This is a genomic window from Vibrio sp. 10N.247.311.12 (assembly GCF_041467515.1).
In the GTDB taxonomy this organism is placed as follows: Bacteria; Pseudomonadota; Gammaproteobacteria; order Enterobacterales; family Vibrionaceae; genus Vibrio; species Vibrio crassostreae_C.
The window spans coordinates 113,408-139,939 of sequence record NZ_JBFSUV010000003.1 but is presented as its reverse complement, the minus strand read 5'-3'; the positions used below and the strand labels follow the sequence as shown (position 1 = coordinate 139,939).

23 protein-coding genes are annotated in these 26,532 nt (G+C 45.7%); 8 read left to right on the top strand and 15 right to left on the bottom strand.

Features of this window, described 5'->3' with window-relative positions:
* Window positions 1-33: 33 nt before the first annotated feature.
* Window positions 34-1,293, bottom strand: a complete 1,260-nt coding sequence (locus tag AB6E30_RS03005; protein WP_372102573.1) for a DUF2066 domain-containing protein — start codon at window positions 1,291-1,293, stop codon at window positions 34-36.
* 278 nt (window positions 1,294-1,571) lie between these two features.
* Between AB6E30_RS03005 and AB6E30_RS03000 the strand changes: the two genes are divergently transcribed.
* Window positions 1,572-2,810: a uracil-xanthine permease family protein gene (locus AB6E30_RS03000; protein WP_017060715.1), complete on the top strand. Its 1,239-nt coding sequence runs from the start codon at window positions 1,572-1,574 to the stop codon at window positions 2,808-2,810.
* 141 nt (window positions 2,811-2,951) lie between these two features.
* On the opposite strand, the gene upp is transcribed toward AB6E30_RS03000, so the two are convergent.
* Entirely contained in the window at window positions 2,952-3,578 is a 627-nt protein-coding gene (upp, locus tag AB6E30_RS02995; protein WP_004738627.1) for a uracil phosphoribosyltransferase, read from the bottom strand.
* Window positions 3,579-3,747: 169 nt separating this feature from the next.
* Between upp and purM the strand changes: the two genes are divergently transcribed.
* Together purM and purN are read left to right on the top strand one after the other, a co-directional pair.
* Complete coding sequence (purM, locus tag AB6E30_RS02990) at window positions 3,748-4,788, top strand: phosphoribosylformylglycinamidine cyclo-ligase (protein WP_008222945.1); 1,041 nt, start codon at window positions 3,748-3,750, stop codon at window positions 4,786-4,788.
* Between the two features lie 132 nt (window positions 4,789-4,920).
* Window positions 4,921-5,595, top strand: a complete 675-nt coding sequence (gene purN / locus AB6E30_RS02985; RefSeq protein WP_372102571.1) for a phosphoribosylglycinamide formyltransferase — start codon at window positions 4,921-4,923, stop codon at window positions 5,593-5,595.
* A gap of 116 nt (window positions 5,596-5,711) precedes the next feature.
* On the opposite strand, the gene AB6E30_RS02980 is transcribed toward purN, so the two are convergent.
* Window positions 5,712-6,557 carry a class II glutamine amidotransferase gene (locus tag AB6E30_RS02980; RefSeq protein ID WP_065583986.1) on the bottom strand — a complete coding sequence of 282 codons (846 nt, stop codon included), beginning with the start codon at window positions 6,555-6,557 and terminating at the stop codon, window positions 5,712-5,714.
* Between the two features lie 67 nt (window positions 6,558-6,624).
* Window positions 6,625-7,200: a D-sedoheptulose 7-phosphate isomerase gene (gene lpcA, locus AB6E30_RS02975; protein WP_017063379.1), complete on the bottom strand. Its 576-nt coding sequence runs from the start codon at window positions 7,198-7,200 to the stop codon at window positions 6,625-6,627.
* Between the two features lie 330 nt (window positions 7,201-7,530).
* Between lpcA and fadE the strand changes: the two genes are divergently transcribed.
* Window positions 7,531-9,996, top strand: coding sequence for an acyl-CoA dehydrogenase FadE (gene fadE, locus AB6E30_RS02970; protein WP_029235127.1), 2,466 nt, complete (start codon window positions 7,531-7,533; stop codon window positions 9,994-9,996).
* Between the two features lie 162 nt (window positions 9,997-10,158).
* Here fadE and AB6E30_RS02965 read toward each other — a convergent pair whose 3' ends face one another.
* Window positions 10,159-11,406 carry a TIGR03503 family protein gene (locus AB6E30_RS02965; protein WP_372102569.1) on the bottom strand — a complete coding sequence of 416 codons (1,248 nt, stop codon included), beginning with the start codon at window positions 11,404-11,406 and terminating at the stop codon, window positions 10,159-10,161.
* A 9-nt stretch (window positions 11,407-11,415) separates the two neighbouring features.
* Window positions 11,416-12,183, bottom strand: coding sequence for a DNA polymerase III subunit epsilon (gene dnaQ, locus AB6E30_RS02960; RefSeq protein WP_017060722.1), 768 nt, complete (start codon window positions 12,181-12,183; stop codon window positions 11,416-11,418).
* Window positions 12,184-12,239: 56 nt separating this feature from the next.
* Between dnaQ and rnhA the strand changes: the two genes are divergently transcribed.
* Complete coding sequence (gene rnhA / locus AB6E30_RS02955; protein WP_017063376.1) at window positions 12,240-12,704, top strand: ribonuclease HI; 465 nt, start codon at window positions 12,240-12,242, stop codon at window positions 12,702-12,704.
* Window positions 12,705-12,802: 98 nt separating this feature from the next.
* Here rnhA and AB6E30_RS02950 read toward each other — a convergent pair whose 3' ends face one another.
* Window positions 12,803-13,585, bottom strand: coding sequence for a class I SAM-dependent methyltransferase (locus tag AB6E30_RS02950; protein WP_017060724.1), 783 nt, complete (start codon window positions 13,583-13,585; stop codon window positions 12,803-12,805).
* 53 nt (window positions 13,586-13,638) lie between these two features.
* On the opposite strand from AB6E30_RS02950, the gene gloB reads away from it, so the two are divergent.
* The 3 genes from gloB to AB6E30_RS02935 all read left to right on the top strand — a co-directional run bounded on the left by gloB (window position 13,639) and on the right by AB6E30_RS02935 (window position 16,725).
* On the top strand, window positions 13,639-14,397 hold the full coding sequence (gene gloB, locus AB6E30_RS02945; protein ID WP_372102567.1) for a hydroxyacylglutathione hydrolase: 759 nt from the start codon (window positions 13,639-13,641) through the stop codon (window positions 14,395-14,397).
* Between the two features lie 70 nt (window positions 14,398-14,467).
* A complete protein-coding gene (locus AB6E30_RS02940) occupies window positions 14,468-16,042 on the top strand; it encodes a LysM peptidoglycan-binding domain-containing protein (RefSeq protein WP_017063374.1) in 1,575 nt (524 codons plus the stop codon).
* Window positions 16,039-16,725: a YIP1 family protein gene (locus AB6E30_RS02935; RefSeq protein ID WP_017060727.1), complete on the top strand. Its 687-nt coding sequence runs from the start codon at window positions 16,039-16,041 to the stop codon at window positions 16,723-16,725. Before AB6E30_RS02940 ends, AB6E30_RS02935 begins: the two co-directional genes overlap by 4 nt.
* A gap of 106 nt (window positions 16,726-16,831) precedes the next feature.
* Here the strand turns inward: AB6E30_RS02935 and AB6E30_RS02930 are convergent, their stop codons facing one another.
* From AB6E30_RS02930 to lpxB, 8 genes are all read right to left on the bottom strand, one after another.
* Entirely contained in the window at window positions 16,832-17,674 is an 843-nt protein-coding gene (locus AB6E30_RS02930) for an endonuclease/exonuclease/phosphatase family protein (RefSeq protein ID WP_372102565.1), read from the bottom strand.
* 61 nt (window positions 17,675-17,735) lie between these two features.
* Complete coding sequence (gene glnB, locus AB6E30_RS02925; RefSeq protein ID WP_017063373.1) at window positions 17,736-18,074, bottom strand: nitrogen regulatory protein P-II; 339 nt, start codon at window positions 18,072-18,074, stop codon at window positions 17,736-17,738.
* 130 nt (window positions 18,075-18,204) lie between these two features.
* The gene (locus tag AB6E30_RS02920; RefSeq protein ID WP_170791809.1) at window positions 18,205-18,528 is read right to left on the bottom strand and encodes a cytochrome c; all 324 of its coding nucleotides are present in this window, start codon (window positions 18,526-18,528) and stop codon (window positions 18,205-18,207) included.
* A gap of 46 nt (window positions 18,529-18,574) precedes the next feature.
* Window positions 18,575-19,909: a tRNA lysidine(34) synthetase TilS gene (tilS, locus tag AB6E30_RS02915; protein WP_372102563.1), complete on the bottom strand. Its 1,335-nt coding sequence runs from the start codon at window positions 19,907-19,909 to the stop codon at window positions 18,575-18,577.
* Between the two features lie 124 nt (window positions 19,910-20,033).
* Window positions 20,034-20,993 carry an acetyl-CoA carboxylase carboxyl transferase subunit alpha gene (gene accA, locus AB6E30_RS02910; RefSeq protein WP_017060731.1) on the bottom strand — a complete coding sequence of 320 codons (960 nt, stop codon included), beginning with the start codon at window positions 20,991-20,993 and terminating at the stop codon, window positions 20,034-20,036.
* Between the two features lie 45 nt (window positions 20,994-21,038).
* Window positions 21,039-24,518, bottom strand: coding sequence for a DNA polymerase III subunit alpha (gene dnaE / locus AB6E30_RS02905; protein WP_102394428.1), 3,480 nt, complete (start codon window positions 24,516-24,518; stop codon window positions 21,039-21,041).
* A 112-nt stretch (window positions 24,519-24,630) separates the two neighbouring features.
* The gene (gene rnhB, locus AB6E30_RS02900; protein WP_017069379.1) at window positions 24,631-25,251 is read right to left on the bottom strand and encodes a ribonuclease HII; all 621 of its coding nucleotides are present in this window, start codon (window positions 25,249-25,251) and stop codon (window positions 24,631-24,633) included.
* Window positions 25,252-25,284: 33 nt separating this feature from the next.
* Complete coding sequence (lpxB, locus tag AB6E30_RS02895) at window positions 25,285-26,481, bottom strand: lipid-A-disaccharide synthase (protein ID WP_102320145.1); 1,197 nt, start codon at window positions 26,479-26,481, stop codon at window positions 25,285-25,287.
* Between the last annotated feature and the right edge of the window lie 51 nt (window positions 26,482-26,532).

Below are 26,532 nucleotides of genomic sequence, written 5' to 3'. Positions count from 1 at the left end.
GTTTTCATTTCAATCAGTCATGTCAGCTGACAATTATGAGCGAACCCACTCGTATACCAAGCTTGGCTTAGCATGTACTGGCGCAGTGATGGTTAGATCTTCTGTACTAGAATCCTCTAACGTTGCGTCAGGCGTATTCGTTAGCTCAGCATCCTCAGATACCTCGTTGCCCTTAATCACTTGTACGCCTGAGTCAGTTTCGTCACCAACGACTTCAGCAGCGTCTGTTGAATCATCACCTACAGACATTGTGTTGTCTTGAGTTTCAAATTCAGGGCTCACTTCAGGCTCAATGTAAGATTCTTCAACCTTCGCAACTTGGCGAATACTTGCTACTTCTTGCTCAAACTCTTGTTGAGTCGACAATAAGTGAATTCGGAAAGTGACTTCGTTGTTCTGAATCTTCAGAATATCTAGGCTTGCCACCGAGTTTAGACGCTTAAGTGCGTTCTCTAACTGGAAGAAGTCTTGAGCATTATTCAGGCTAATAAACTGCGTTAAAATCGATTCTGATGACTCACTCGCTACCGTCACAGCACTTTTGCCTGCGTAGTAGTTACTGATTTGGTCAACTAACTTCTTAGAAGTCGTGTCGCTGTTACCCGATAGTGAACCACTTACAGGCGATGTTGGTGCACTCGTCAATTGACTTGGCTTTTGATCGTATAGAGCCCAACGTAGGCCTGAAGATTGAGCCTTTATCACCAACACAGCATCAACAGGATAACGCTGACTCGCTTTACTGATTGGCGTAACAAAGCTACCCCACAAATCAGAAGTCGCAATACCCGTAATATCGTCAAAGTCACCCACAGGCAGCGTTAGAGGCAAGCCACGCTCTTTTGCGTTCGCTTGTAAGCTAGCTGCTAACTGTGAGTTAGAGTGTTCCCATACGATGTTCTTGTCGTAGTTGTCCTCTTCCACAAGCCAAACAAGGATGTTTGAACGCGTGTCAGGCCAGTAAGGTAACTGTGCTTGAGTCAACAGAGAACGGATTTGAGCACCGTTAAAACGCATACGCAATGTTGATTGGTCATTGCTTTCGCCAAAACTCATTTGAGACATGTACTGCGAACTCTTGCGCATCGCCTTTTGAATCGTCTCATTCGAAGCGACATCAGTTTGGCCAGTCGCACGTATCAATACCTGCTCCATACCTGTATTTCTTGCCACTTGTTCTGGCTGTTTGTCTTCAGCGTTAATCGCAACTTCAGCACTAAAAATATCTACTTGAGTTAAGGCATAACTCGGAGAGGCTAATAGTCCCATCAACAACAATGCTTTGTAGCGCATACTGATCCTAATATTCAAATCTTGTGCCTAGATGATAAGCAACTATGGATTGAGGGGCAAGGTCGATAGCGCCCACTGTGTTTAATAACCACAAAATATCACCTGACCATGATAAATCGCTCACTTATAAACTGAATTTCTAGGGCTTAGATGGATATAAAACATCACTAAGATAAATAAATTTGATCTATTTGGTGTAGCAATCGATTGCCAAGTGATAGAATCCCGCGAATTTTATTTTTCGCTTTTCATATAACGACCATTTTTAAGGACATAACATGAAAAATGCTCTGCAAGGTGCGCAAATGCTGTTTGTAGCATTTGGTGCGCTTGTATTAGTGCCGCTACTGACTGGACTCGATCCCAACGTTGCACTGTTTGGCGCAGGTATCGGTACCCTTTTATTCCAACTTATTACACGCCGTTCAGTGCCAATCTTCTTAGCATCTTCTTTTGCTTTCATCGCGCCTATCATGTTTGGTATTCAAACTTGGGGTGTTGGTGCAACCATGGGCGGCTTGATGGCGGCGGGTGTTGTGTATGTACTAATGGGCGCGTTAATTAAAGTTCGTGGCGTTGGCTTCATCCATAAACTGCTTCCACCTGTCGTGGTTGGCCCTGTGATCATGGTTATCGGTTTAGGCCTTGCGCCTGTTGCGGTTAACATGGCGCTAGGTAAGACAGGCGATGGTGCGGTTCAGCTTGTTGATGCAGACGCTGCCCTGTGGATCTCTTCAATTTCACTGTTAGTGACGATTGTCATCAGTGTGTTTTCAAAAGGCTTCCTTAAGCTACTGCCAATCTTCGGTGGTATTGTTGCGGGTTACATCACCAGCTTGGTATACGGCGCGGTAGACTTCACTCCAGTAGCGCAAGCATCTTGGTTAGCACTGCCAAACTTCACAACGCCAGAGTTCAACATCAACGCTATCTTTTTTATGGTATTTGTCGCGATTGCACCTGCCGTTGAACACGTAGGTGATATGCTTGCGATATCTAACGTAACCGGTAAAGACTACCTTAAAAAACCAGGTTTACACCGCACTATTACTGGCGACGGTGTGGCAACAATTGCCGCTTCAATGCTGGGCGCGCCGCCAAACACTACGTACAGTGAAGTAACAGGCGCAGTAATGCTTACCAAAGCATTCAACCCTGTGATCATGACTTGGGCTGCAGTCACAGCCATCGTTCTTGCATTGGTTGGCAAGCTAGGCGCACTACTTCAAACGATTCCGGTTCCTGTAATGGGCGGAATCATGATTCTACTGTTTGGCTCTATCGCAACAGTGGGTCTTAACACGCTAATCAAAAACAATGTTGACCTACACAAATCACGTAACCTTGTGATTGTGGGCATTACTTTAGTCTTTGGTATTGGCGGCATGGCCTTTGGTATCGGTGACTTTAGCCTACAGGGCGTAAGCTTGTGCGGTATCGTTGCGATTCTACTTAACCTAGTACTTCCAGAAGAGCTAGGTGACAACACTGTGGTAGATAAAGCTCAAATCGATTAATGAGTCGGTAAGGCTAGATTCAAAAGAATCACAAACCAACAAGATCAAAAAAGGGAGAGCATTGAATGCTCTCCCTTTTTATTAATACGGCTAATTTAGCGAGTTAAGAAACGATTTAGAGTCACTTAAGCTGAAACCGAATTACTTAGTACCGAAGATCTTATCACCAGCATCGCCAAGACCAGGAACAATGTAACCCTTGTCGTTTAGCTTCTCATCGATTGCAGCTGTGTAAAGTTCAACATCTGGGTGCGCTTTTTCTAGAGCCGCAATACCTTCAGGAGCCGCTACAAGAACAAGAATCTTGAAGTGCTTACAACCTTTCTCTTTCATTAAGTCGATAGTCGCGATCATAGAACCACCCGTTGCAAGCATTGGGTCTACCACTAGAGCGATACGCTCATCGATGTTAGATGCAAGCTTGTTGAAATATGGAACTGGCTCAAGCGTTTCTTCGTCACGGTAGATACCAACAACGCTGATACGTGCGCTTGGGATGTGCTCAAGAACACCGTCCATCATGCCTAGACCAGCACGTAGGATTGGCACTACTGTTACTTTTTTACCTTTAATTTGGTCAACTTCAACTGGGCCGTCCCAACCATTAATAGTTACACGTTCAGTTTCAAAGTCTGATGTCGCTTCGTATGTTAGAAGGCTACCCACTTCTGTCGCTAGCTCACGAAAACGCTTAGTGCTAATCTCACCTTCACGCATCAGGCCAATTTTATGTTTTACTAGCGGGTGTTTCACTTCAACAACTTTCATTTCCAACTCCGGCAATATTTAAACAAACCTGTAAATTATACACGAACTCTAAGGTTATTTCAGAATCTTTATTCTAATAAAAAAAACCGCGCAAACGTTTGCTCTTCATATTCAAGCCCTGTTAGAATAGCGCCGTTTTCACATCCAACTTAAGTTCGAGGACTATCCCGTGAGTGGTAATACTTCTTCTCTAAGCTACAAAGACGCTGGTGTTGATATCGACGCAGGTAATGCACTAGTAGACCGTATTAAAGGTGCTGTTAAACGCACTCGTCGCCCTGAAGTAATGGGCGGTATTGGTGGCTTTGGCGCCCTATGTGAACTTCCAACGAAATACAAAGAGCCAGTACTTGTTTCAGGTACTGATGGTGTTGGTACTAAACTTCGCCTTGCTTTGGATCTGAAAAAACACGACACCATTGGTATCGACCTAGTGGCAATGTGTGTGAACGACCTAATCGTTCAAGGTGGTGAGCCTCTATTCTTCCTAGACTACTACGCAACAGGTAAGCTAGATGTAGACACAGCAGCAGACGTTGTTTCTGGCATCGCTGAAGGTTGTGTTCAAGCTGGTTGTGCACTTATCGGTGGTGAAACTGCTGAAATGCCAGGCATGTACGAAGGCGACGACTACGATGTAGCTGGCTTCTGTGTTGGTGTTGTAGAAAAAGCGGACATCATTGACGGCACTAAAGTAGCAGCAGGCGACGCACTTATCGCTGTTGGTTCAAGTGGTCCACACTCAAACGGTTACTCTTTAATTCGTAAAGTTCTAGAAGTTTCTGGGGCTGATAAGAGTGAAGAACTAGAAGGTCGCACTATCGGTGAGCACCTACTAGAACCAACTAAGATTTACATCAAATCAGCGCTTAAGATGATTGCAGAGCATGACATTCATGCTATCTCACACATCACAGGTGGTGGTTTCTGGGAAAACATCCCACGCGTACTTCCTGAAGGTACTAAAGCAGTCATTGATGGCAAGAGCTGGGAATGGCCTGCTATCTTCAACTGGCTACAAGAGAAAGGTAACGTGGAGACATTCGAAATGTACCGCACTTTCAACTGTGGTGTAGGCCTAGTTGTTGCTCTACCTAAAGATCAAGCAGACGCTGCTGTTGAACTACTGAAAGCTGAAGGCGAAAACGCTTGGGTTATCGGTGAGATCGCAAACGCTGAAGCTGGCGAAGAGCAAGTTGAAATTAAATAAGTGATACGCTCACTTACTTAGTTAATCAATGAGGACCTAATGGTCCTCATTTTGCTATTTAGCCCGCAGAAAACCTTAGTTTATGTAGGTACATTGTAAACAATTCAGTTAATCAATCGTATGACCCACTCTATGAAAAACAATCACTCAAATAAAACCAGTCACTCTAATAAAAACATCGTTGTGTTAGTTTCAGGAAGCGGAAGTAACTTACAGGCAATTTTGGATGCCTGTGATAACAATATGATTGATGCTTCAGTTAAGGCTGTCTTTTCAAACAAAGCAGAGGCTTTTGGATTAGAACGAGCGAAAACCGCAGGTGTTGGCGCACATTCAGTGAATCCAAAAGACTTTGGTTCACGTGAAGAGTTTGACCATGAATTGATGGTTCAGATCGATGCTTACCAGCCAGATTTAATCGTACTCGCTGGCTACATGCGAATCCTGAGTTCAGAGTTTGTTCGTCACTATGCAGGGAAAATGGTCAACATCCACCCTTCTCTGTTGCCGAAATACCCAGGCCTACACACCCACCAGCGTGCCATTGATGCGCAAGACAAAGAACACGGTACTAGCGTCCACTTTGTTACCGAGGAGCTCGATGGCGGCCCTGTGATCTTGCAAGCTAAGGTGCCGGTATTTGAAGATGATGATGCTGATATGTTGGCAAGCCGAGTGCTGACTCAAGAACACTGCATTTACCCTATGGTCTGCAAGTGGTTCGCGGAAGACCGTTTATCAATGGTCAATGGACAGGCTGTGTTAGACGGTAAAGCATTAGGTAAACACGGTTACGCAGAAGAGTAATTCGTCAAACGACTCTCAGACAACAAATTGCTGAAAAACAAAAAGGCCGCTTACTGACTGGTTAGTGCAGTAAGCGGCCTTCGTTTGTTCGGGTTCAAGCAATACGATCTACAGCATTAGCTTAATGGCTCTGTCGGTGCTTGGCTCGCTACCTTTTTCGGCGCATAAGCAACATCTTCTAACGCTTGATGGTTGTTGCCAATCAGCTCACCAAAATGAAACAGTGCGTATTCGCCCGGCTTCATTCTAAACCACTGTTCATTGTCCGTAAGAGGTTGAGTTGCTACCACCGTCACCACATCATTTGGCGTAGTCTCTTCTTGGAAGTTTATCTCAACATCTTCATCAATCAGGCTCGCTTTACCAAAAGGTGCGCGCCTTGTTATCCAGTACAAATGGTTAGTACAGTAAGTCATCACGTACTCACCATCACTCAACAACATGTTGAAAACGCCTTTCTCGCGGAGCTGGTCACAACATTCCGCTACGAAGCGAAACATACCTTCCATATCTTGAGGTGGCTCAGGGAAACGCTCTTCAAGTTGTTTGAGTAGCCAACAGAAGGAGAGCTCACTGTCTGTCTCGCCAACCGGTCTGAAACGACCACTAATCAGATCGTCGTAATCCGTTAATTGACCATTGTGAGCAAAGGTCCAGTATCGCCCCCAAAGCTCACGAGTAAAAGGGTGTGTATTCTCTAGATTAACACCACCACGGTTCGCTTGACGGATATGACTGACAACGGCTTGGCTTTTAATTGGGTAGTTTTGAACCAACTCAGCGATCTTAGATTCACAGCTAGGGTTAGGATCTTTAAATGTACGAAAACCCTTTCCCTCATAGAAGGTAATACCCCAGCCATCGCGGTGCGGGCCAGTATTGCCTCCACGCTGCATAAGACCAGTAAAGCTAAAACAAATATCAGTTGGCACATTCGCGCTCATACCGAGCAATTCACACATGGTTTAATCTACTCCCTATTAAAACCAATGGAGCCAAAAAGCTGGGCTCCAAATGTCTGTAAAACTATTATTCCATCTCTTTTTCGACAAGCTGAATCACAATGTGGATGATCTTAATGTGAATCTCTTGGATGCGATCTGCGTAGCCAAAGTGTGGTACTCGGATTTCGATATCCGCACAACCCGCCATTTTACCGCCATCTTTACCCGTCAATGCAATCGTCTTCATGCCTTTCGCTTGAGCCGCTTCAATCGCTTTTAGAATATTGGCAGAGTTACCTGAAGTCGACAGACCGAACAACACATCACCTTTACGACCCACCGCTTCTACATAGCGAGAAAACACGTGGTCGTAGCCAAAATCATTACTCACACAAGATAAGTGGCTAGGGTCTGAAATCGCAATGCCAGCGTAGCCCGGGCGATTTTCACGGTATCGGCCTGTTAGCTCTTCCGCGAAGTGCATCGCATCACAGTGTGAGCCACCGTTACCACAAGAAAGCACTTTGCCTTCTTGTTTGAATGAGTCAGCAATCAGTTTTGCAGCCGCTTCAATTTGAGCAATGTTGTGATCATCACTCAAGAACTTGTTAAGAACGTCAGCAGCTTCGTTCAATTCACTTTTGATTAGGTCTTGGTACATAAGGCTTATCTCTTATATTTTTTTTACGCAACTTAAGGTACGTGAAATGAGAGCTGAGGGTTTTTCCCTCTTTATAGCTGAGTTTACCCACAAACATGAAATAGTGTCGACACTTAAGCCCAAAGATTGCCACCTTAATTAACTTGTCGTTGTAAATCCGTCCAAATATTCGCCACCAACCTCTCACAATTAGAATTTTAACTCTATTGAGATCACTTTTTACTCACCTTGGAGTTTTACAAATATTTAATATTTTGTTTACACTTGACTGGTTAGACCTCTTACCTAAAACTTAATAACAATAAGTGATCTCTGAAAAGGAAATCGATCATGAACATATTGCTCTCCCTACTCGGCATGACCGCCATCTTAGGCGTCTGTCTTTACCATAGAGTTAGTCTGGTACGTGCATTAGTTGTATTAACCGGCGCAATGGTAGCATTAACACTGCTTGGCGGCGTGGCTGTTACCGGCTGGCTTTGCTATCTATTAGCCGTTGCGATCTTTGCTGTACCGACCATTCGTCAGACACTGATCAGCCAAAAAGCACTCTCTTTATTTAAGAAAGTTCTACCGGCGATGTCTCAGACAGAAAAAGAAGCACTAGAAGCCGGCACAGTATGGTGGGAAGCAGAGCTGTTCAAAGGCAAACCTGAATGGAAGAAACTTCAGAACATTGCTGACCCGAAACTCTCTGAAGCTGAGCAAGCGTTTTTAGATGGTCCAGTAAATATCGTGTGTGAAATGGTCAATGATTACCAAGTCACTCATGAGCTTGCTGATTTGCCACCAGAAGTATGGCAATACCTGAAAGACCATAAATTCTTCGCCATGATCATCAAGAAAAAATACGGCGGCTTAGAGTTCTCAGCTTACGCTCAATCTTTGGTTCTACAGAAGCTAACAGGCGTTTCTAGTGTATTGTCATCGACGGTTGGCGTACCTAACTCATTAGGCCCTGGTGAGCTTTTACAACACTACGGTACAGAAGAACAAAGAAACCACTACCTGCCTCGCCTAGCGGAAGGTAAAGAGATCCCTTGTTTCGCACTAACTAGCCCAGAAGCTGGCTCAGACGCTGGCTCTATTCCAGATTACGGTGTGGTTTGTAAAGGCGACTGGCAAGGCGAAGAAGTACTCGGCATGCGCCTAACTTGGAACAAGCGTTACATCACTCTCGCGCCTGTCGCGACGGTATTAGGCTTAGCTTTTAAACTTCGTGACCCGGATGGCCTGCTTGGTGATCAAAAAGATCTTGGTATCACTTGTGCGCTTATCCCAACGGATTTAAAAGGCGTAGAAATTGGCAACCGCCACTTCCCACTAAACGTACCTTTCCAAAATGGCCCGACGCAAGGCGACGATATCTTCGTGCCTATCGATTTCATCATTGGCGGTCAGAAAATGGCCGGTCAAGGCTGGCGTATGCTGGTTGAGTGCCTGTCGGTTGGTCGTGGTATCACACTGCCTTCAAACTCAACTGGTGGCATCAAGTCTGCCGCGCTTGCAACTGGCGCTTACGCTCGTATCCGCCGTCAGTTCAAACAGCCTATTGGCCGCATGGAAGGGGTTGAAGAGCCACTTGCACGCCTTGCAGGTAACGCTTATGTAATGGACGCAGCAAGTAACCTAACCGTCGCAGGTATTGACCTTGGCGAAAAGCCTTCGGTTATCTCTGCAATCGTTAAGTACCATTGTACGCACCGTGGCCAACGCAGCATCATTGATGCGATGGATATCGTCGGTGGTAAAGGCATTTGTTTAGGCCCATCGAACTTCCTAGCTCGTGGCTACCAAGGCTCACCTATCGCGATTACGGTTGAAGGCGCAAACATCCTGACTCGTTCAATGATCATCTATGGTCAAGGTGCGATTCGCTGTCACCCTTACGTACTGAACGAAATGGAAGCGGCTTATTCTGAAAGCAGCGATGCGCTTGATAAGTTTGATTCAGCGTTAGCAGGGCACGTTAGCTTTACGATGAGCAACCTAGTCCGCAGCTTGTGGTTTGGTTTAACCGATGGTCGTGGTTCTGATGCGCCAACACCTTCAAATAAAACAGATAAACAGACACAGCGTTACTACCAACAGCTAAACCGCTACAGTGCAAACCTAGCGCTACTGTCTGATATTTCAATGGCAGTTCTAGGCGGATCACTGAAGCGTAGAGAACGTTTATCAGCAAGACTGGGTGATATCTTAAGTCAACTTTACCTCGGTTCAGCAACGTTGAAGCGCTTTGAAAGTGAAGGCAGCCACGCAGAAGATCTACCGTTAGTACATTGGGGGATGCAAGATAGCTTACGTCAGACTGAAGTGGCGATTGATGAATTCTTAGCGAACTTCCCTAACCCTGTGATTGGTCGTCTGCTTCGTGTTGTGCTAATGCCATTTGGTCGTATCCGTCGTGCTCCAAACGACAAGCTCGATAGCAAAGTTGCGCACATTCTACAAACACCAAGCGAAACACGCTCTCGTATAGGTCGCGGCCAATACCTAGAAGCGACGGAATACAACCCAGTAGGTAAGATTGAAAAAGCGCTAGAAGTGATTCTTCAAGCTGAACCTCTGTTCGACAAAGTCTGCAAAGAGACACATCAAAAACGTGCCTTCTTACGACTTGATCTTGTTGCTCAGTTGGGACTTGAGAAAGGTATCTTAACGCAAGACGAAGCAAATCTTCTGATTAGCGCTGAGGAACATAGACTGTACACGATTAACGTGGATGACTTCTCACCAGAGGAGCTTGCAGCAAAATCTCAGTACCCAGACCAATCGATTGATAACGTCGCTTAAGGCCAGAAAAAGAAACAAAAACGGGACTCCTATGAGTCCCGTTTTTTTTGTTCATGACATCGTTGTCACAAATTTTAATGCTTACTTTCTCGAGGCTTACTTTCTCGAGATTTGTTCTCTCGAAGTTTGCTCTCTCAAGACAACTCTAATAATATAGGCTAGTTACTTAGGAGCCTTAAGCTGCATCTCTGGTTGAGCTTTTTTCTTCGCCTTGACCTTACGAACCACAAACCAAATCAATAAGCCCAATAGAATCGCGACCACATTACCCACCGCAATAATGATAATACTGCGCTGTCTGTCATCTTCACGTTTTTGAAGGATCATCAACTCTGTTGCGATACGCTTCTGTTCAGCAAGAGCTTCTTCTTGAAGACGTCGTGACTCTGCTAAGTCGATATCTTCAACAACGCTGTACGACTGCTCGGTAATTGGAAAAATCAGCGGGCGCTGACTTGAAGCATCAGTGGCATAAACCATCCCTGACCAATTATAAATTCCTAAATCGCCATTATAAGGCACCTCTAAAGCGACTTTCATTGCGTCGACTTCAGCCTGCCCCTGCTTGTACATCACATATTCATCAGGAGCCTTGTGCTCAACATGAACCGCTAACGAGCTCGGTGCGATCATCCCCTGTTCACCAGACACCACAATAGTATGAGGTAAACCCTCTTTTCGTGATTGAATGAAGGTGCTAGTGATCGGTGTTGGGTAAACCAAGACTTCTTGCTCTTGCGCTCGCAGGAACACGCCATTACCAGAGGTAATACGCGCTCGGTATTTACCGGGCTCGATATCAATTGGCAAAGAGACAGTGAACACACCATCTCCGGCCTTTTCATCAAGATCAGCGCCATCATCGGCAAACTCGCCCATCACAACCGGCACCGGGCGCGCTTCTCTCACCAAAGACTCTTCGTTTTCAACAAACTTAGTAAAGGTAACCTTAAGCTTCACGCGATCGAGAAAATCGCGCAGCACCAGCGGCTTGCCATCAGAAGTCAGTCGAGCGGTAAATTTGATGCGCTCTGTTTGATACAACTTATCTGGGAACTCATTAGCATCCAAAACAAGATGAGACAGCAGCTTGATATTGTTCTTAGGGGAAACTTTACCTATCGCTTGCCAAGGGCCGGGCATCGGATTGTCGATAGAGATAATGTCCATGGACGATTCTTCGTACCAACGGACATTATCAGCATTGCGCCAAGAGTAGTATTTCTTGCCATCAGGGCGAACCAAAACGACAGGTTTAGAGTTATCGGCTCGATAAATCACAAAGGTGACTTGTTCAATACTGGGATCAACTCGAAAACGGTTGTCCAATAAACTCATAACGGATTCTGTTGCTGCATGTAAGCCAAAACTTAACAGCAATAAGCAACCGGTAGCAAATACCCTTAACATACTTTCTCCCTACTGACGCCAGAGGCAGCTTCCGCTTTTCTCGACGAGATCTAAACGACTTTGATGCGCTTCTACTTCATCGGCCGTAGCTCGTAAAACCTTTAGGGATTTTCGACCACTTTCTACTCTTCGTATGCTTTCGGCTTCACCTTCCTGTTGACCAGCGTTAAATTGCAGCGAAGTTTGACCACCCGTCATCAATAAGTAGACGTCGGCTAGGATCTCCGCATCGAGCAATGCGCCGTGGAGAGTGCGGTGCGAGTTATCGATACCGTAACGGTCACATAAGATATCTAGGTTGTTTCTTTTACCTGGGAATATCTTCTTCGCCATTGCCAAGGTATCGGTAACTTTACAGTAGTCATCCGTTTTACCTATCGCTGGGTTGAGCTTCTCAAACTCATAGTCCATGAAGCCCGTATCGAAGGGCGCGTTATGAGCCACCAGCTCCGCACCTTTGATAAAGTCGAGAAACTCTTTATGAATGTCTTGGTATTCAGGCTTATCAATCAAGAATTCATCGGTAATACCGTGAACGCCAATCGCCTCTTCTTGAATCGCACGATCGGGCTTGATGTAGACGTGGAAATGACGCCCGGTCAGCCTACGGTTGATGATCTCTACTGCACCAATTTCAACGATGCGGTGACCCATATAGTGAGGGCCACCTTCTGTATTCATACCGGTGGTTTCGGTATCGAGTACAACAATGCGCTTATTTTCGTTCGAACTGTTTTTTTCGTTCGTGCTTTGTTCTGGAGTGCTACTGGTATTCATAAGGATAACTGTGTCAGACTATGCCGATAATGTGCTTGAGGTAATAGTATCAAATCATGACGAAACAAGTTGAAATTTTCACTGATGGTTCTTGTTTAGGCAACCCTGGTCCCGGCGGCTATGGCATCGTACTTCGCTACAAAAAAGTCGAGAAGACGCTAGCAGAAGGTTTCACGCTAACAACCAATAACCGTATGGAAATGCTCGCCGCTGTCGTGGCTCTGCAAACCCTCAAAGAACCTTGCTCTGTGATTCTGACCACAGATAGCCAATACGTGCGTCAAGGCATCACACAGTGGATTCATAACTGGAAAAAGCGTGACTGGAAAACAGCCGACAAGAAACCGGTTAAAAATGCCGATCTGTGGCAAAGGCTCGATAAAGAAACCGCTCGCCATAACGTTGATTGGCGCTGGGTAAAAGGACACGCCGGACACAGAGAAAACGAAATGTGTGATGATTTAGCGCGAAATGCAGCGGAGAATCCGACTCTAGAAGATACGGGCTATCAACCAAGCTAATCGTCTTTTTAATTAGACGCACATTTCAGAAAGCGATTTATAATTTCTTAAACTAATTGACAATTTCTCAATCGAATTGATAGATGAAAAGCCGACAACTAATCGGCTTTTTCTGTTTTTAGCGGATATGACGCTTTGGCTGAATCCATTGTACGGCGCGTATTGGTTCTAAAACTTGCCCCAACAGGCGAGAAACGTCGCTTAAGGTGCCAATGTGGTTTGATGGGTTTTAGCGGGTAAGTACGCTTACGAGCAACAATAAAGTATTGGCTTCCGGCGAAGGATGCACAACCACCTAAGCTGTTCTCCAACCACGTCCACATCGCTTGATACTTACTCATCGGAAACAGCGCGTAGGTGTCACAATGAATTACTTCATAGTTAAGTACACCTAACCAGTCTTTAATTCGACTTGGCGTGTACATACGCCCACTCCAAGGCAAGCTGTTCTTTCGCCAAGGCATCAAACTGGCAAGCCCAGTGACACTGATTGGGTTGAAGCCGGTGATAATGATATAGCCATCGTCCATCATCACTCGATCGACTTCTCTCAATAATCGATGCGGGTCATTGCTATAATCTAACTGATGACTCAACACTACAACATCAAAGCTTTTCTCCAAAAAGGGTAAATTATAGCCATCCGCTATCACATTATGTAATGGGTTCTGGATATCTAGGTTTACTTGATGTTGAATGTTGCATGTGCAGCTAGAAATCTCACTACTGAGGCCACCGAGCTTGAGCATATGGTAACCAAATAGCTTTGGGCACCACTCATCGAGTCGAGTTTGAATAGATTCTCTCAACCAGTCCCCATTGTGCAATTGCGCCCAAGTGTAAGGACGTTCAAACTTCTTTCTGCTACGTGCTGGCTTCATCAATAATCTGTCTCACTTATTCTGTCGCACTAAAAGTGACTGGAGAACCAATAATGTTACATATCAAAAGCATACCTGCATTTAACGACAATTACATCTGGCTGATTCAAAATAGCGATCGCCGTTGTGCTGTCGTCGACCCTGGTGATGCGGCTCCAGTATTAGAGTACTTGGCACACCATGAGCTAACTTTAGATGCAATCTTGATTACACACCACCACCACGATCACATTGGTGGTGTTCCAGAACTCGTTAGACAATTTCCCGGCGTGGATGTTGTCGGTCCAAGGAATGAACCTATCCCTACCTTAACTCATCAGGTCGATGATGGTGATCAATTAGAACTGTTTGGCGAAGTATTCCTCGTCCTAGGGCTCAGTGGCCATACTGCGGGTCATATTGGTTATGTGGGCGATGCCAAACTGTTTTGTGGTGATGTGTTGTTCTCTGCGGGCTGTGGCCGAATCATGGAAGGCACACCACAACAGATGTTCGATGCACTGAACAAGATCACAGCACTTCCTCAAGAAACCGAGGTTTACTGTGCTCATGAATACACCGCCGCGAACATCGCTTTCGCACTGGCTGTTGAGCCTGACAACCAACATTTGCAGCAATATCGCGACCAAGTGAACCGACTGCGAGCTCAGAATAAGTCGACCATCCCCACAAATTTGAGACAAGAGAAGTTTGTGAACCCTTTCTTGCGCTATACCGAGCCAAGTGTAGTGAAATCAGTATCTAATCGTACTGAGCAGACCGATCCTTTATCGGTATTTACCGCTTTACGTGCGTGGAAGAACGAATTTTAACAAATACAGACTTGTCACTCATAGGGGGTGGCAAGTATTATCACCGGCCGTTAATTAAAAAGGCTGTAACATGCGAGTTAAGTACAGCTGGGCTTTGGTATTACTACTTTCTGGTTGCCAATTAACTCAGTCAGAGAATCCAGACCAAGCTTCCGAGCAAACCAACACATCTCCTACTAAAGAAGTTTCTCAAGCGAACGTTTCATCAGAAGCAACAGCCAAAGAAGATCAAAAAGTTGAAGCACCTGTCGTTACTCCACAAACACAAGAAGATGTTTGGAAACGCATTGCGATGCAACTTGAAATGGAAGTGCCAGACCAAAAGAAGGTCGACTACTACCGAACTTGGTATCTCAAGCACCCGAGTCATCTAAAAACAGTATCAAAGCGTGCTGAACCTTTCTTGTATCTGATCACGACTAAGATTGAAGAAAAAGGCTTACCACTAGAATTGGCACTACTACCCGTTGTAGAAAGCTCTTTCGATGCGTTTGCCTACTCTCATGGCAGTGCTGCTGGTCTATGGCAATTCATTTCAGGCACTGGCAAAGACTACGGGCTTGAACAGAACTTTTGGTATGACGGCCGCCGCGATGTTGCCGCCTCTACCGACGCCGCATTGGACTTCCTCTCAGATCTTAACCGACGTTTCGATGGCGACTGGAATCATGCGATTGCTGCCTATAACAGTGGTGGTGGTCGAGTAAACAGCGCAATCCGCAAGAACAAGAAGCTTGGCAAGCCAATCGACTTTTTCTCTTTGGACTTACCAAAAGAGACCAGCAGCTATGTACCTAAACTGCTTGCTCTAGCAGATGTCATTGCCAACCAAGAAAAGTATGGCATCGATATTCCGGCGATCCCGAATAAGCCAGTGCTGACTCTGGTTAACCCTGAAGAACAGCTTGATTTAGCCATTGCTGCGAACTACGCAGGCATTCCTGTCAAAGAACTTCAAGGTTACAACCCGGCTTACAACCAATGGGCAACGGCACCAGAGAAACACCAACAACTATTACTTCCTTTAGATTCAGTTGAGAAATTCAACAAAGAAGTCGCTGCCAATAAAGGCAAAGGCATGAAGTTGGTGCGTTACAAGGTTCAATCTGGTGACAGCATTAGCGTACTGGCAAGCAAATATAACACCACCAGCAAAGTGATCCGCTCTGCAAACGGTTTGAGCAACAACAATATTCGTATTGGCCAGCACTTACTTATCCCAACATCCACCAAAGACGACAAGACATACGCCCTAAGCGCCTCAAACCGCCTAGCAAGCACACAGTCGAAGAGTCGTGGTCAATATAAGCTCAGCCATACTGTAAGAAGTGGTGACAGCCTATGGACGATTGCACGCGCAAATAAGGTCTCTCATCAATCACTGGCTAAGTGGAATGGCATGGGACCACGCGACACGCTTAGAGTTGGTCAAGAACTGGTCATTTGGAAGAACGGCTCAGACGGCGCCATCATCCGTACGATCTTTTATAACGTAAGATCGGGTGACACAGTCAGCGGTATTGCATCAAAGTTCAAAGTAAAAAGTACAGATGTTGTAAAATGGAACACTTTGCAGAACAAAAAATACCTACAGCCAGGACAAAAACTGAAGCTGTATGTTGATGTAACTAAGGTAAGTGTATGAACCCGTCAAGTAACCCACTCGTCATGCTGTTGGATATATTCCGTTCGCCAACAGCTTGTTTCTTAGCGCTTTATCAACGAAGTGCTTGGGGATGGCAACCCTACGTCGTATTAATGCTCAGCCCATTTTTGTTTTGGGGTGCTTATTTTTCGAATGTAGATTTTGCATGGTTAAGTGCAGAGCTCTCGCAGCAACTGGCTCAAACGAACCCTGACCAATTGGCGTTACTTGACAGCAATACCTTACTCGCAAGTGAAATCATCAGCGACGTATTTGGCCGAACATTAACCATCGTTCTATTGGCATTCTGGTTTAACCTAGCAACCAAGCCAAGCCAACATCAGCACAGCTTTTGGCGATGGTTTGCAGCGGCATCGGTTGTTATATTCCCAGCTGTTTTAGGTGATGTAGCAAGCTACGCAAGCCTGATACTCAAGCATGGACATGTGATGAACTACGCTGCCGACTTGAACAGCTTAAATGGCTTGATCAAGTTACCGCTAACTAATGATTGGTCACAGTTTGCTAGCTCATTACCACTGCTTCTGCCATGGTACATCGTGCTAGGTTATGCTGCGGTATTAACGTGGACTGAGTTTGAACGCGGGCAAGCGCTTGTGATTTCAGGCTTACCATGGGTTGGCTACTACCTAATCTGGGCGCTCTACATTTTAATCTTTTAAGTAGAAGAGATAAGGCTAGCGAAGACTCTCTAGCCTATTGTTCCGTTAGATTTCCCAAGGTAACCACCGTGCGAATGGTTAAGTTCCAATGACTAATAGCTAATCACTATTTAGCCTTAAAGGTCACTCGCATAGGGTTATGATCAGAAGCGTCCGTAATGGGCGCTTTTGCTTTTTCTACCTCTAGCCCTCGATAGAACACATGGTCGAGCACCAGTCCTGTAATGAACTGAGTTCTGTTATCTGGCTCAAAGGCAACTTCCGTCAAACCAACCTTCTCCAACGCATCTTTCAATACAGCAAAGCGAGCTTCACTCCAGCTATTAAAGTCCCCAGCAAAAATAACCGGCCCACGATACTTTTGCAGATTGTCAGTTAAGCTCTTGAGCTGAGCCTCGTAATCTTCCGTACCAAAGGTAAAGTTCACAGCGTGGATATTAATCACAGCCAGCTCTTCGCCATTGTTTAGTTGGTAACGCGACCAAAGCGCCGATTTAGGCAGTTGAAGCCAAGGTTCTTCATGAGTATAAGCACACGCTTCAATCGGTAAATGGGTTGCTAGGTTGAGTACCCCAGCACTTTTCTCAAAGGCCTCAAACGCATTAACACGTGTGCTTCCCCACTGTCCGCTCATTACCCATTGGCGAAGTCCTTCTGTCATACTAGCTTCTTGCAGCAAGACTAAATCGCTACCTGCCGACAGCTTATTTAACTCACTCTGCCAATTATTTCGGTTTTGCTTGTAGATATTCCACACCGTAATGTCTAAGCCATCAGACACATCAATCGCTTTCGGTGCAGAGTTTTGGTAGCAACTGTAGATGTCGTTACTGGTACTTTGAGAGGAAATGATCAGGTTGGGTTTATTCGGGATCACGAAGATAAAATGAAAACTAACGACAGCAAGCGTTATCAATAACGTGATAACAATGATGGTTTTCTTAAACATACAGCACCCTACCAGAGATGAAAAAGGAGCGATAAACGCTCCTTTTAGGGTAATAGTTTTTTTATACGGCGTCTTCGTCTTCTTCGCCAGTACGAATACGTACCACACGTTCAACTTCAGTAATGAAGATCTTACCGTCACCAATTTTACCTGTTTGAGCCGTCTCAATGATGGTATCAACACATTGGTCAGCCACTTCGTCGGTCACAACGATTTCTAGTTTCACTTTAGGTAAAAAGTCGACCATGTACTCTGCGCCGCGATATAGCTCAGTATGACCTTTTTGACGTCCAAAGCCTTTAACTTCAGATACTGTCATACCCGTAATACCCACTTCTGCAAGTGCTTCACGTACATCATCAAGTTTGAATGGCTTGATAATGGCTTCAATCTTTTTCATGTTCATCCCTTAAACTGTGCGAATGGCTCATTATCGGTTAGCTATAGTAAACATTCAATGAAAAAAGCCAGAGCTTTAAAGCTCTGGCTCGAAATTTATCATCTTGTTTAATCAGCGCTTTGAGAAGGTTTTACTTAAGGCTTGCGTAGTAAGCGGCTAGATTCGCGATGTCTTCATCACTCAGCATTGAAGCTTGAGCCTGCATTACAGCGGCCAAACCGCCGGTGCGCTGGCCATTCTTATAGGCCTTAATTGATGAAGCGATGTATTGCTCGTTTTGACCTTTAAGGTTTGGATAGCCAGGGATCACTGCGATACCGTCTGCACCATGACATGCCGCACAGATTGCTGCTTTAGCTTGACCCGCAGCAACATCAGCCGCCAGAGCGTTACCACTCAATAGTCCAAATCCAAGAACTAATCCTAGTGTAATTTTCTTCATTGCATATTCCATTAATTATTTTTATTAAAGTGACGGTGAATTGTGACATAAACTTTTTCTACTTGCTCCAAAGCGCTTCACAATCTTGACCTTCGTAGTTTTTATCTACGAATAAGCCTAAAACAGCGATCACTCGATCGCCATCCATTAATATCGGCGTTCTGCGTCTTAACCAACTGGGTACTTGGTACTCTTGAAACAACTTCTTAAGCTTCCTGCTATGACCGCGCCCAACAGGGTGTGCTGACAATCCCTCAGGGTTAAATATAACTCGCAGTGTTCCTCTCGTTGTGTTGAGACTAAAATGTTGCGCATCACAGTGGTTAGATACACCATCACTCGCCGCTGAAGTTAAGTGTAGTTCCCCTAAACCGCCAGGCAAAACTAAGCTCTCTTCCATCGAGATATCACTTTGCCAGTTCGACAAGTCTTTGGTCTCTTTTACGACATGGAGCTGATGATTAAAACGTCTAACCTCAACCTCATTCAACACCAGCTTAGGGTTGGCGTCTGCCTGAGCACATGCCACCTCATCCCATATAAGTTTGAGCTGCTTTTGGCTCGGCATCGGTTGATTACAGCGGCTCAGCCACATTCTTAATAAGCGTGCACGCAGTAAATCAGAGTACTGAGATAATACCTCAATACTTAAGCTGTGCTTCTCAGTCAAAGCTTGTTGTAAGTGAGATTCTAACAACTCATCCAACAGTAACTCTTGCTCTGCACATAGCTGAGCACTACGACTGACCGATTCTCGAAAACTAGGCCAACGCTCGGTCAGTGTCGGAGTGACTTGATGACGAATAAAATTACGGTCAAAGCGAACGTCTTGATTACTCTCATCTTCTACCCAAGTTAAAGCCATATCGCGCGCCGCCACTTCAATATCCGTTCTCGTCACCGACAGCAGTGGGCGAACGATATGAGCACCTGAAAATGGCATCACTTTCGCCATTGAAGAGAGCCCTTTCGGACCACTGCCACGCTTAAGAGCTAACAAGAAGGTCTCGACTTGGTCATCGATGTGCTGGCCTGTCACTAACACATCACCTTGTCTAATATGCTTTTTAAGGGCTTGGTATCGCGCGTCTCGAGCCAGCTTTTCAACGCTTTCTCCACGGCTAATATCTAGCGAGACTCGTTCAATGAACAAGGATACCGACAAAGCATCACACCATGTTTTGCACTGCTCTGCCCAATAATCAGCATTGTTGCTTAAGCCGTGGTGAACATGTACCGCACAGCAATCGATGTGATGGGACTTAGCGAATTGGGCAGCCAACTCCAACAACACTCGTGAATCGACACCACCACTGAAAGCGACGATCAACCGACAAGGCTTAAGCGCGCTTTGATCAAGTACAGATGTGAAGGTATCAATTAAGTGTGTCATGAGGCTAATAAACCAAGAGATCGTGTTTTAAGGGATAATGTTTTAATAATAAAAAAGGGTTGGCACTGAGTCCAACCCTTTCATCATTTGTTCGTATAGCTAGCCTTATCGCTAAGGCAAGTTATCAGCAGTAGCCGTAGCTCATTAGACGCTGGTAACGACGCTCAAGCAGCGTTTCGTTATCAAACTGCTCTAGCTCTTCTAGCTGTTTAACTAACATGTCTTTCATGTTTTGAGCGGTTTGTGCAGGGTCGCGGTGCGCGCCACCTAGAGGCTCAGGAATGATTTCGTCGATAAGCTCAAGCTCTTTAAGACGAGGAGCAATCAGGCCCATCGCTTCAGCTGCTTGTGGTGCTTTATCTGAATCGCGCCATAAGATTGAAGCACAACCTTCTGGAGAGATTACTGAGTACGTAGAGTACTGAAGCATGTTCACGTAGTCACCAACACCAATCGCTAGTGCGCCACCAGAACCGCCTTCACCCACAACGTTACAGATAACAGGAACTGAAAGGCCAGCCATCACTTTTAGGTTTTTAGCGATAGCTTCAGATTGACCACGCTCTTCAGCACCAACACCTGGGTATGCGCCCGCTGTGTCGATGAAAGTAATAATAGGCATGTTGAAACGCTCAGCAGTTTCCATTAGACGTAGCGCCTTACGGTAACCTTCTGGCTTTGGCATACCAAAGTTACGGATCACTTTCTCTTTAGTCTCACGACCTTTCTGGTGACCAATAACCATAACAGGACGGCCATTTAGACGAGCCATACCACCCACAATAGCTTTGTCGTCAGCGTAAGCGCGATCGCCCGCCATCTCTTCAAACTCTGTGAATGCATGCTCCAGGTAATCTTTGGTGTAAGGACGTTGAGGGTGACGAGCAAGTTGAGCTACCTGCCATGCACCTAAGTCACTAAAGATTTTCTGTTTAAGCTCTAAGCTTTTTTTCTCTAGTTGTTCGATTTCTTTGTCTAGATCTACCGCTGTGTCACCACCGTGACGCGAAACGTCACGTAGCGCTTCGATTTTTGCTTCAAGTTCAGCGATAGGCTTTTCAAATTCTAGAAAGTTCAGGCTCATCTATGAATCCTTGTTGATTCAGCTCCGCATTCGCGAAGCTAAATTTTAGTTAAATTCGAGTTCTACTTGGCTATTTCCAAGCAGCTGTTTTAATTCGTCTAGTAATGTATCACTTGGCGTCACGCGCCATTCTGTGCCCAATGTTAACCGCGCTCTAGCGTCGGCACGCTGGTAGTATACATTGACTGGGACCGTTCCGGCTCTATAAGGTTCTAAGATTTGACTAAAGCGTTCAAAAAATTGACCGTTAATTTGGGATTGGTCGATAGATATCGACACCCCACGAGCATATTTCTCACGGGCGCTTCCTAAGTCCATGACCTCGCGCGCGGACATTTTAAGCCCGCCATTGAAATCATCAAAGCTGACCTGTCCGGAAACGACCACAATTTTGTCTTTTTCGAGCAATTCTGCGTAGCGATCGAGCGCATCCGAGAACAACATCACTTCCATTCGGCCCGAACGGTCATCAAGTGTCATCAAACCAATTCGCGTGCCGCGCTTCGTCGTCATCACTCTCGCAGCAATCACCAAGCCTGCAATTGTTAGTGATTGGTCACGACGCGTTGGCGTGGCATCTTTCAAACGACAGCTGGTGTATTTCGCTAACTCTTTGATGTAAGCGTTAACCGGGTGACCCGTTAAATACAAACCAAGCGTTTCACGTTCACCTTCAAGCCAAACCTTCTCAGGCCATTTAGGCACTTGGGTATACTTGTGTTCAACCTCTTCCGGAGCGTCGGTCAACACGCCAAACATATCAGATTGACCAAAAGACTCGGCATGGTGATGTTGACTCGCTGCCTTCACCGCATCTTTCAAAGATGCCATCATCGCCGCTCGGTGAGGACCTAATCTATCTAAGGCTCCGGATAGAATCAACTTTTCGATAACACGTTTATTAACCTTCTTCAGATCAAGACGTGCACAGAAGTCGAATAAGTCTTTAAAGTAACCACCTTTATTTCGCGCTTCAATAATCGCTTCAATAGGGCCTTCACCGACCCCTTTGATCGCACCGATGCCATAAACAATCGCGCCATCTTCATCCACGTTAAAGCGGTACAGACCCGAGTTGATATCTGGTGGTAAAAGCTTGAGCTTCATACGGAAACATTCATCAACAAGGCCAATAACCTTCTCGGTGTTATCCATATCTGCCGTCATTACCGCAGCCATAAATTCCGCTGGGTAGTGCGTTTTCAGCCATAGCGTTTGATAAGAAACCAGTGCATATGCTGCGGAGTGAGATTTGTTAAAGCCGTAGCCCGCAAATTTCTCTACCAAGTCAAAGATCTTCATGGCCAGCTCGCCATCAACACCATTGGCTTCAGCACCCTCTTTAAAGGTACCACGCTGCTTTGCCATCTCTTCTGGCTTTTTCTTACCCATCGCACGACGCAACATATCCGCTCCACCAAGCGTATAGCCAGCAAGGATCTGTGCGATTTGCATTACCTGCTCTTGATACAGGATGATGCCGTACGTAGGTTCTAGCGTCTCTTTCAGCGATTCGTGTTGCCACGTTTCATCAGGGTAAGAAACCGCTTCACGGCCGTGTTTACGGTCGATAAAGTTATCTACCATGCCTGATTGCAGAGGACCCGGACGGAACAGGGCTACCAATGCGATAATATCTTCAAAACAGTCGGGCTGTAGACGTTTGATAAGGTCTTTCATACCACGCGATTCCAGCTGGAATACCGCGGTGGTTTCAGAATTTTGTAATAGGTTAAATGACGCTTGGTCATCAAGAGGAATCGACTCGATACGAACCGGCTCTTTGCCTTCTTTCTTCAGGCGAGGGTTTACAAGGCCTAACGCCCAATCGATGATGGTCAGAGTACGTAGACCCAAGAAGTCGAACTTAACCAAACCGGCGGTTTCAACGTCATTCTTATCGAATTGCGTTACTGGGAAGTTACCTTCTGCATCGGCATAGATTGGCGCAAAATCGGTGATCGTGGTGGGTGAGATAACAACACCGCCCGCGTGCTTACCGGCATTTCGCGTACAACCTTCAAGGATGCGACACTTATCGATCAGCTCACGAACTTCTTCATCGCCATCGTAAAGCTCTGGCAATGCAGGTTCAGCAAGGAATGCTTTCTCTAGCGTCATACCCGGATCTGGCGGTACAAGCTTTGAAATTCGATCGACGAAACCAAACGGGTGACCCAGTACACGGCCTACATCGCGGATTACCGCTTTTGCCGCCATGGTACCAAAGGTGATGATCTGAGAAACGGCATCACGACCGTACATTTCAGCCACGTGATCAATAACTTGGTCACGCTTATCCATACAGAAGTCGATATCGAAATCGGGCATGGATACACGTTCTGGGTTCAAGAAACGTTCGAAAAGTAGATCGTATTCAAGTGGATCGAGATCGGTGATATCCAAGGCGTAAGCGACTAGAGAGCCGGCACCAGAACCACGGCCAGGACCTACTGGCACATCGTTGTCTTTTGACCACTGGATGAACTCCATTACGATCAAGAAGTAACCTGGGAAACCCATGTTGTTAACAACTTCGAGCTCAATCTTGAGTCGCTCATCGTATTCCGGTCTGCGCTCAGCACGCACTTTTTCATCTGGGAATAGGAACGCTAGACGTCGCTCAAGGCCTTCTTCAGATTTCTTGATCAAGAAGTCTTCAATCGCCAAACCTTCCGTTGGGAAGTTAGGCAGGAAGTACTCGCCCAGACGAACCGTTACATTACAACGCTTAGCAATCTCAACACTGTTCTCAAGTGCTTCAGGGATATCGGAGAACAACTCGCACATCTCTTCTTCGCTACGAAGATACTGTTGCGCGCTGTAATTTTTAGGACGACGAGGATCGACCATAGTGAAACCATCATGAATTGCCACGCGGATTTCATGGGCATCAAACAGGTCTTCAGTTAGGAATACTACTTCGTTGGTTGCAACAACAGGCAAGTCTTCCTGCTCAGCAAGTTCTAGTGCAAAGTGCAGATAAGACTCTTCATCGGCACGCCCTGTACGAATCAACTCTAAATAAAAGCGATCGGGGAAGTGAGTCTTGTAAAACTCGACACTGCTCGCGACGAGATCACGGTTACCTTTCAGCAATGCCTTACCGATCTCACCTTCCTTCGCACCGGATAAGATGATCAATCCTTCAGCGTTTTCGATTAACCACTCTTTGTCGATCACCGGCTGATGTTGCACGTGACCACGCAAGTAAGCTTTTGAAATCAGCAAGGTAAGGTTGTTATAACCTTTGTTATCAGACGCCAACACCGTCAGTTTCGTCAGTTCATCTCCAAATTCTGGAGATTGCATGAGGAAATCAGCACCAATAATTGGCTTAACCCCACACCCATGGGCAGTACCGTAAAACTTCACCAAACCACACAGGTTAGTGAAATCGGTCAATGCTAGGGCGGGCATACCCATTTCAGCGACTTTCTTAACTAACGGTGGCACCTTAGACAGGCCATCCACCATAGAAAAGTCACTGTGTACGCGTAGGTGAACAAATTTTGGATCTGACATTATTTTTCCTGAGTTCTAGGCTAGGGCCTAGGATTACAACTGAGTGTATTCTATTTTTTTCTGCAGCAAGTAAGCAAATTTATTCGAAGCTTAGCTCTGAGCCATGTAGCGTTTAATCTATACCAAGAATACGCTTTACTGGCTTAAAGCTCTTGCGGTAATGCTCGGTAACACCGTGCTTTTCAATGGCTTCAAAATGCGCCTTAGTCGGGTAACCTTTGTGTTTAGCAAAGCCAAATTCCGGATGAAGCTTATCGAGTTCTTCCATCTCTTGGTCGCGAACCACTTTAGCGATAATAGACGCCGCACTGATCTCTGCTACTCGTAAATCGCCCTTTACAATAGCCAGACCGTCCATTGGAAGTTGAGGAACACGGTTACCATCGATCAGTGCCATGTCAGGCTGAACGCTCAACCCAGCGATAGCGCGCTGCATGGCGACCATGGTTGCCTGCAGGATGTTCAACTCATCAATTTCTTGTGGTGAACAACGACCAACCGACCACGCCAATGCTTTCTCTTTAATTTCAGGAAGCAGAGCAAGGCGCTTTTTCTCAGACAGTTTTTTTGAATCGTTTAAGCCTTCGATTGGGTTGTTTGGATCGAGGATAACCGCAGCAGTCACCACGTCGCCAACCAAAGGGCCACGTCCTACTTCATCCACGCCAGCAAACAGCTGGTAGCCTTGCGGGTATTCAAATGGAGGAAGCTCTTTTTTCTCTTTTACTGCCATAACTAATCTCTTAATATTCTGTAAGTAAGCGCTTTATGCTTCAACAAAAGGTCGGTCAATCAATTTCAATACTGCGTTAGCGGCTTGTTTGTCTGCGTCTTTACGGATCCAGTGATGCATCTCGGTAAAGCGTTCGATCAAGGCACTGTTATCGGCTGATAGCATTTTATCGACAGACGGGAACAAAAAGTCTGGGTGGCACTCTTCAAGAATATGCTCTTTCACGATCTCTTCACCAGCCAAAATATTCGGCAGTGACACAAACTCAGTGATCGCCAATTTCTTAACAATGTAACCCGTCAGCTTATTTACTTTGTAACCAACCACCATAGGGCGTTTAAGCAACATACATTCGAGAGCCACGGTACCTGAAGCCAAAAGCACAGAATCAGCGGCGGTAATCACGTTGGTTGCCGTATCTTCGACTAACGTGAATTCAAGCTCAGGTGCGGTCGATTGCCAGATTTCAGTAAACTGCTTTTTACGTTGCTCGTTAACGAGCGCAACAACAAAGTTGATATCCGGATACTTCTGCTTAATACGCTGGCAAGTTTCGATAAATGGCTGAGCAATCAAACCCATCTCACCGCCACGACTGCCCGGCAGTACGGCTAACCACTGCTTGTCTTGATCAAGACCTAATAGCTCTCGAGCATCTTGTTTACTTGGCTCTAAAGGAATCGCGTCTGCCAACGTGTGACCAACAAACTCACAGGCAACGTTATATTTATCGTAGAACGCTTTTTCGAACGGCAAGAAAGCCAATACCAAGTCAGTTGCTTTGTCGATTTTAAAGATACGTTTGGGACGCCAAGCCCACACTGAAGGGCTCACGTAATGCACCGTTTTGATGCCAGCGTTCTTAAGGTCTAACTCAAGCCTTAGGTTGAAATCGGGCGCATCGATACCCACAAACACATCTGGCGGGTTTTGAGTGAAATACTTTACCAGCTCTGCTTTCACTTTTAATAAGCGAGGTAAACGGCCAAGTACTTCAACTAAGCCCATGACAGCCAGCTCTTCCATCTCGAAAAGAGACTCACAACCAAGCGCCTTCATTTTTGGTCCGCCAATACCCACGAATTCAGCGTTCGGGTACTGCGATTTGATTGCTTTGATAAAACCTTCGCCAAGCGTGTCACCAGAGAGTTCTCCGACAACGATACCTACGCGCAGTGGTTCAATCGAAACAAAGTCCGTGCTGTTGGTTGCTGTTTCTTGCTGTGCCATAGTTTTCCAATTCCCTTCTTGCCTAAAACAAAAAAGATCGCCTAATGATTA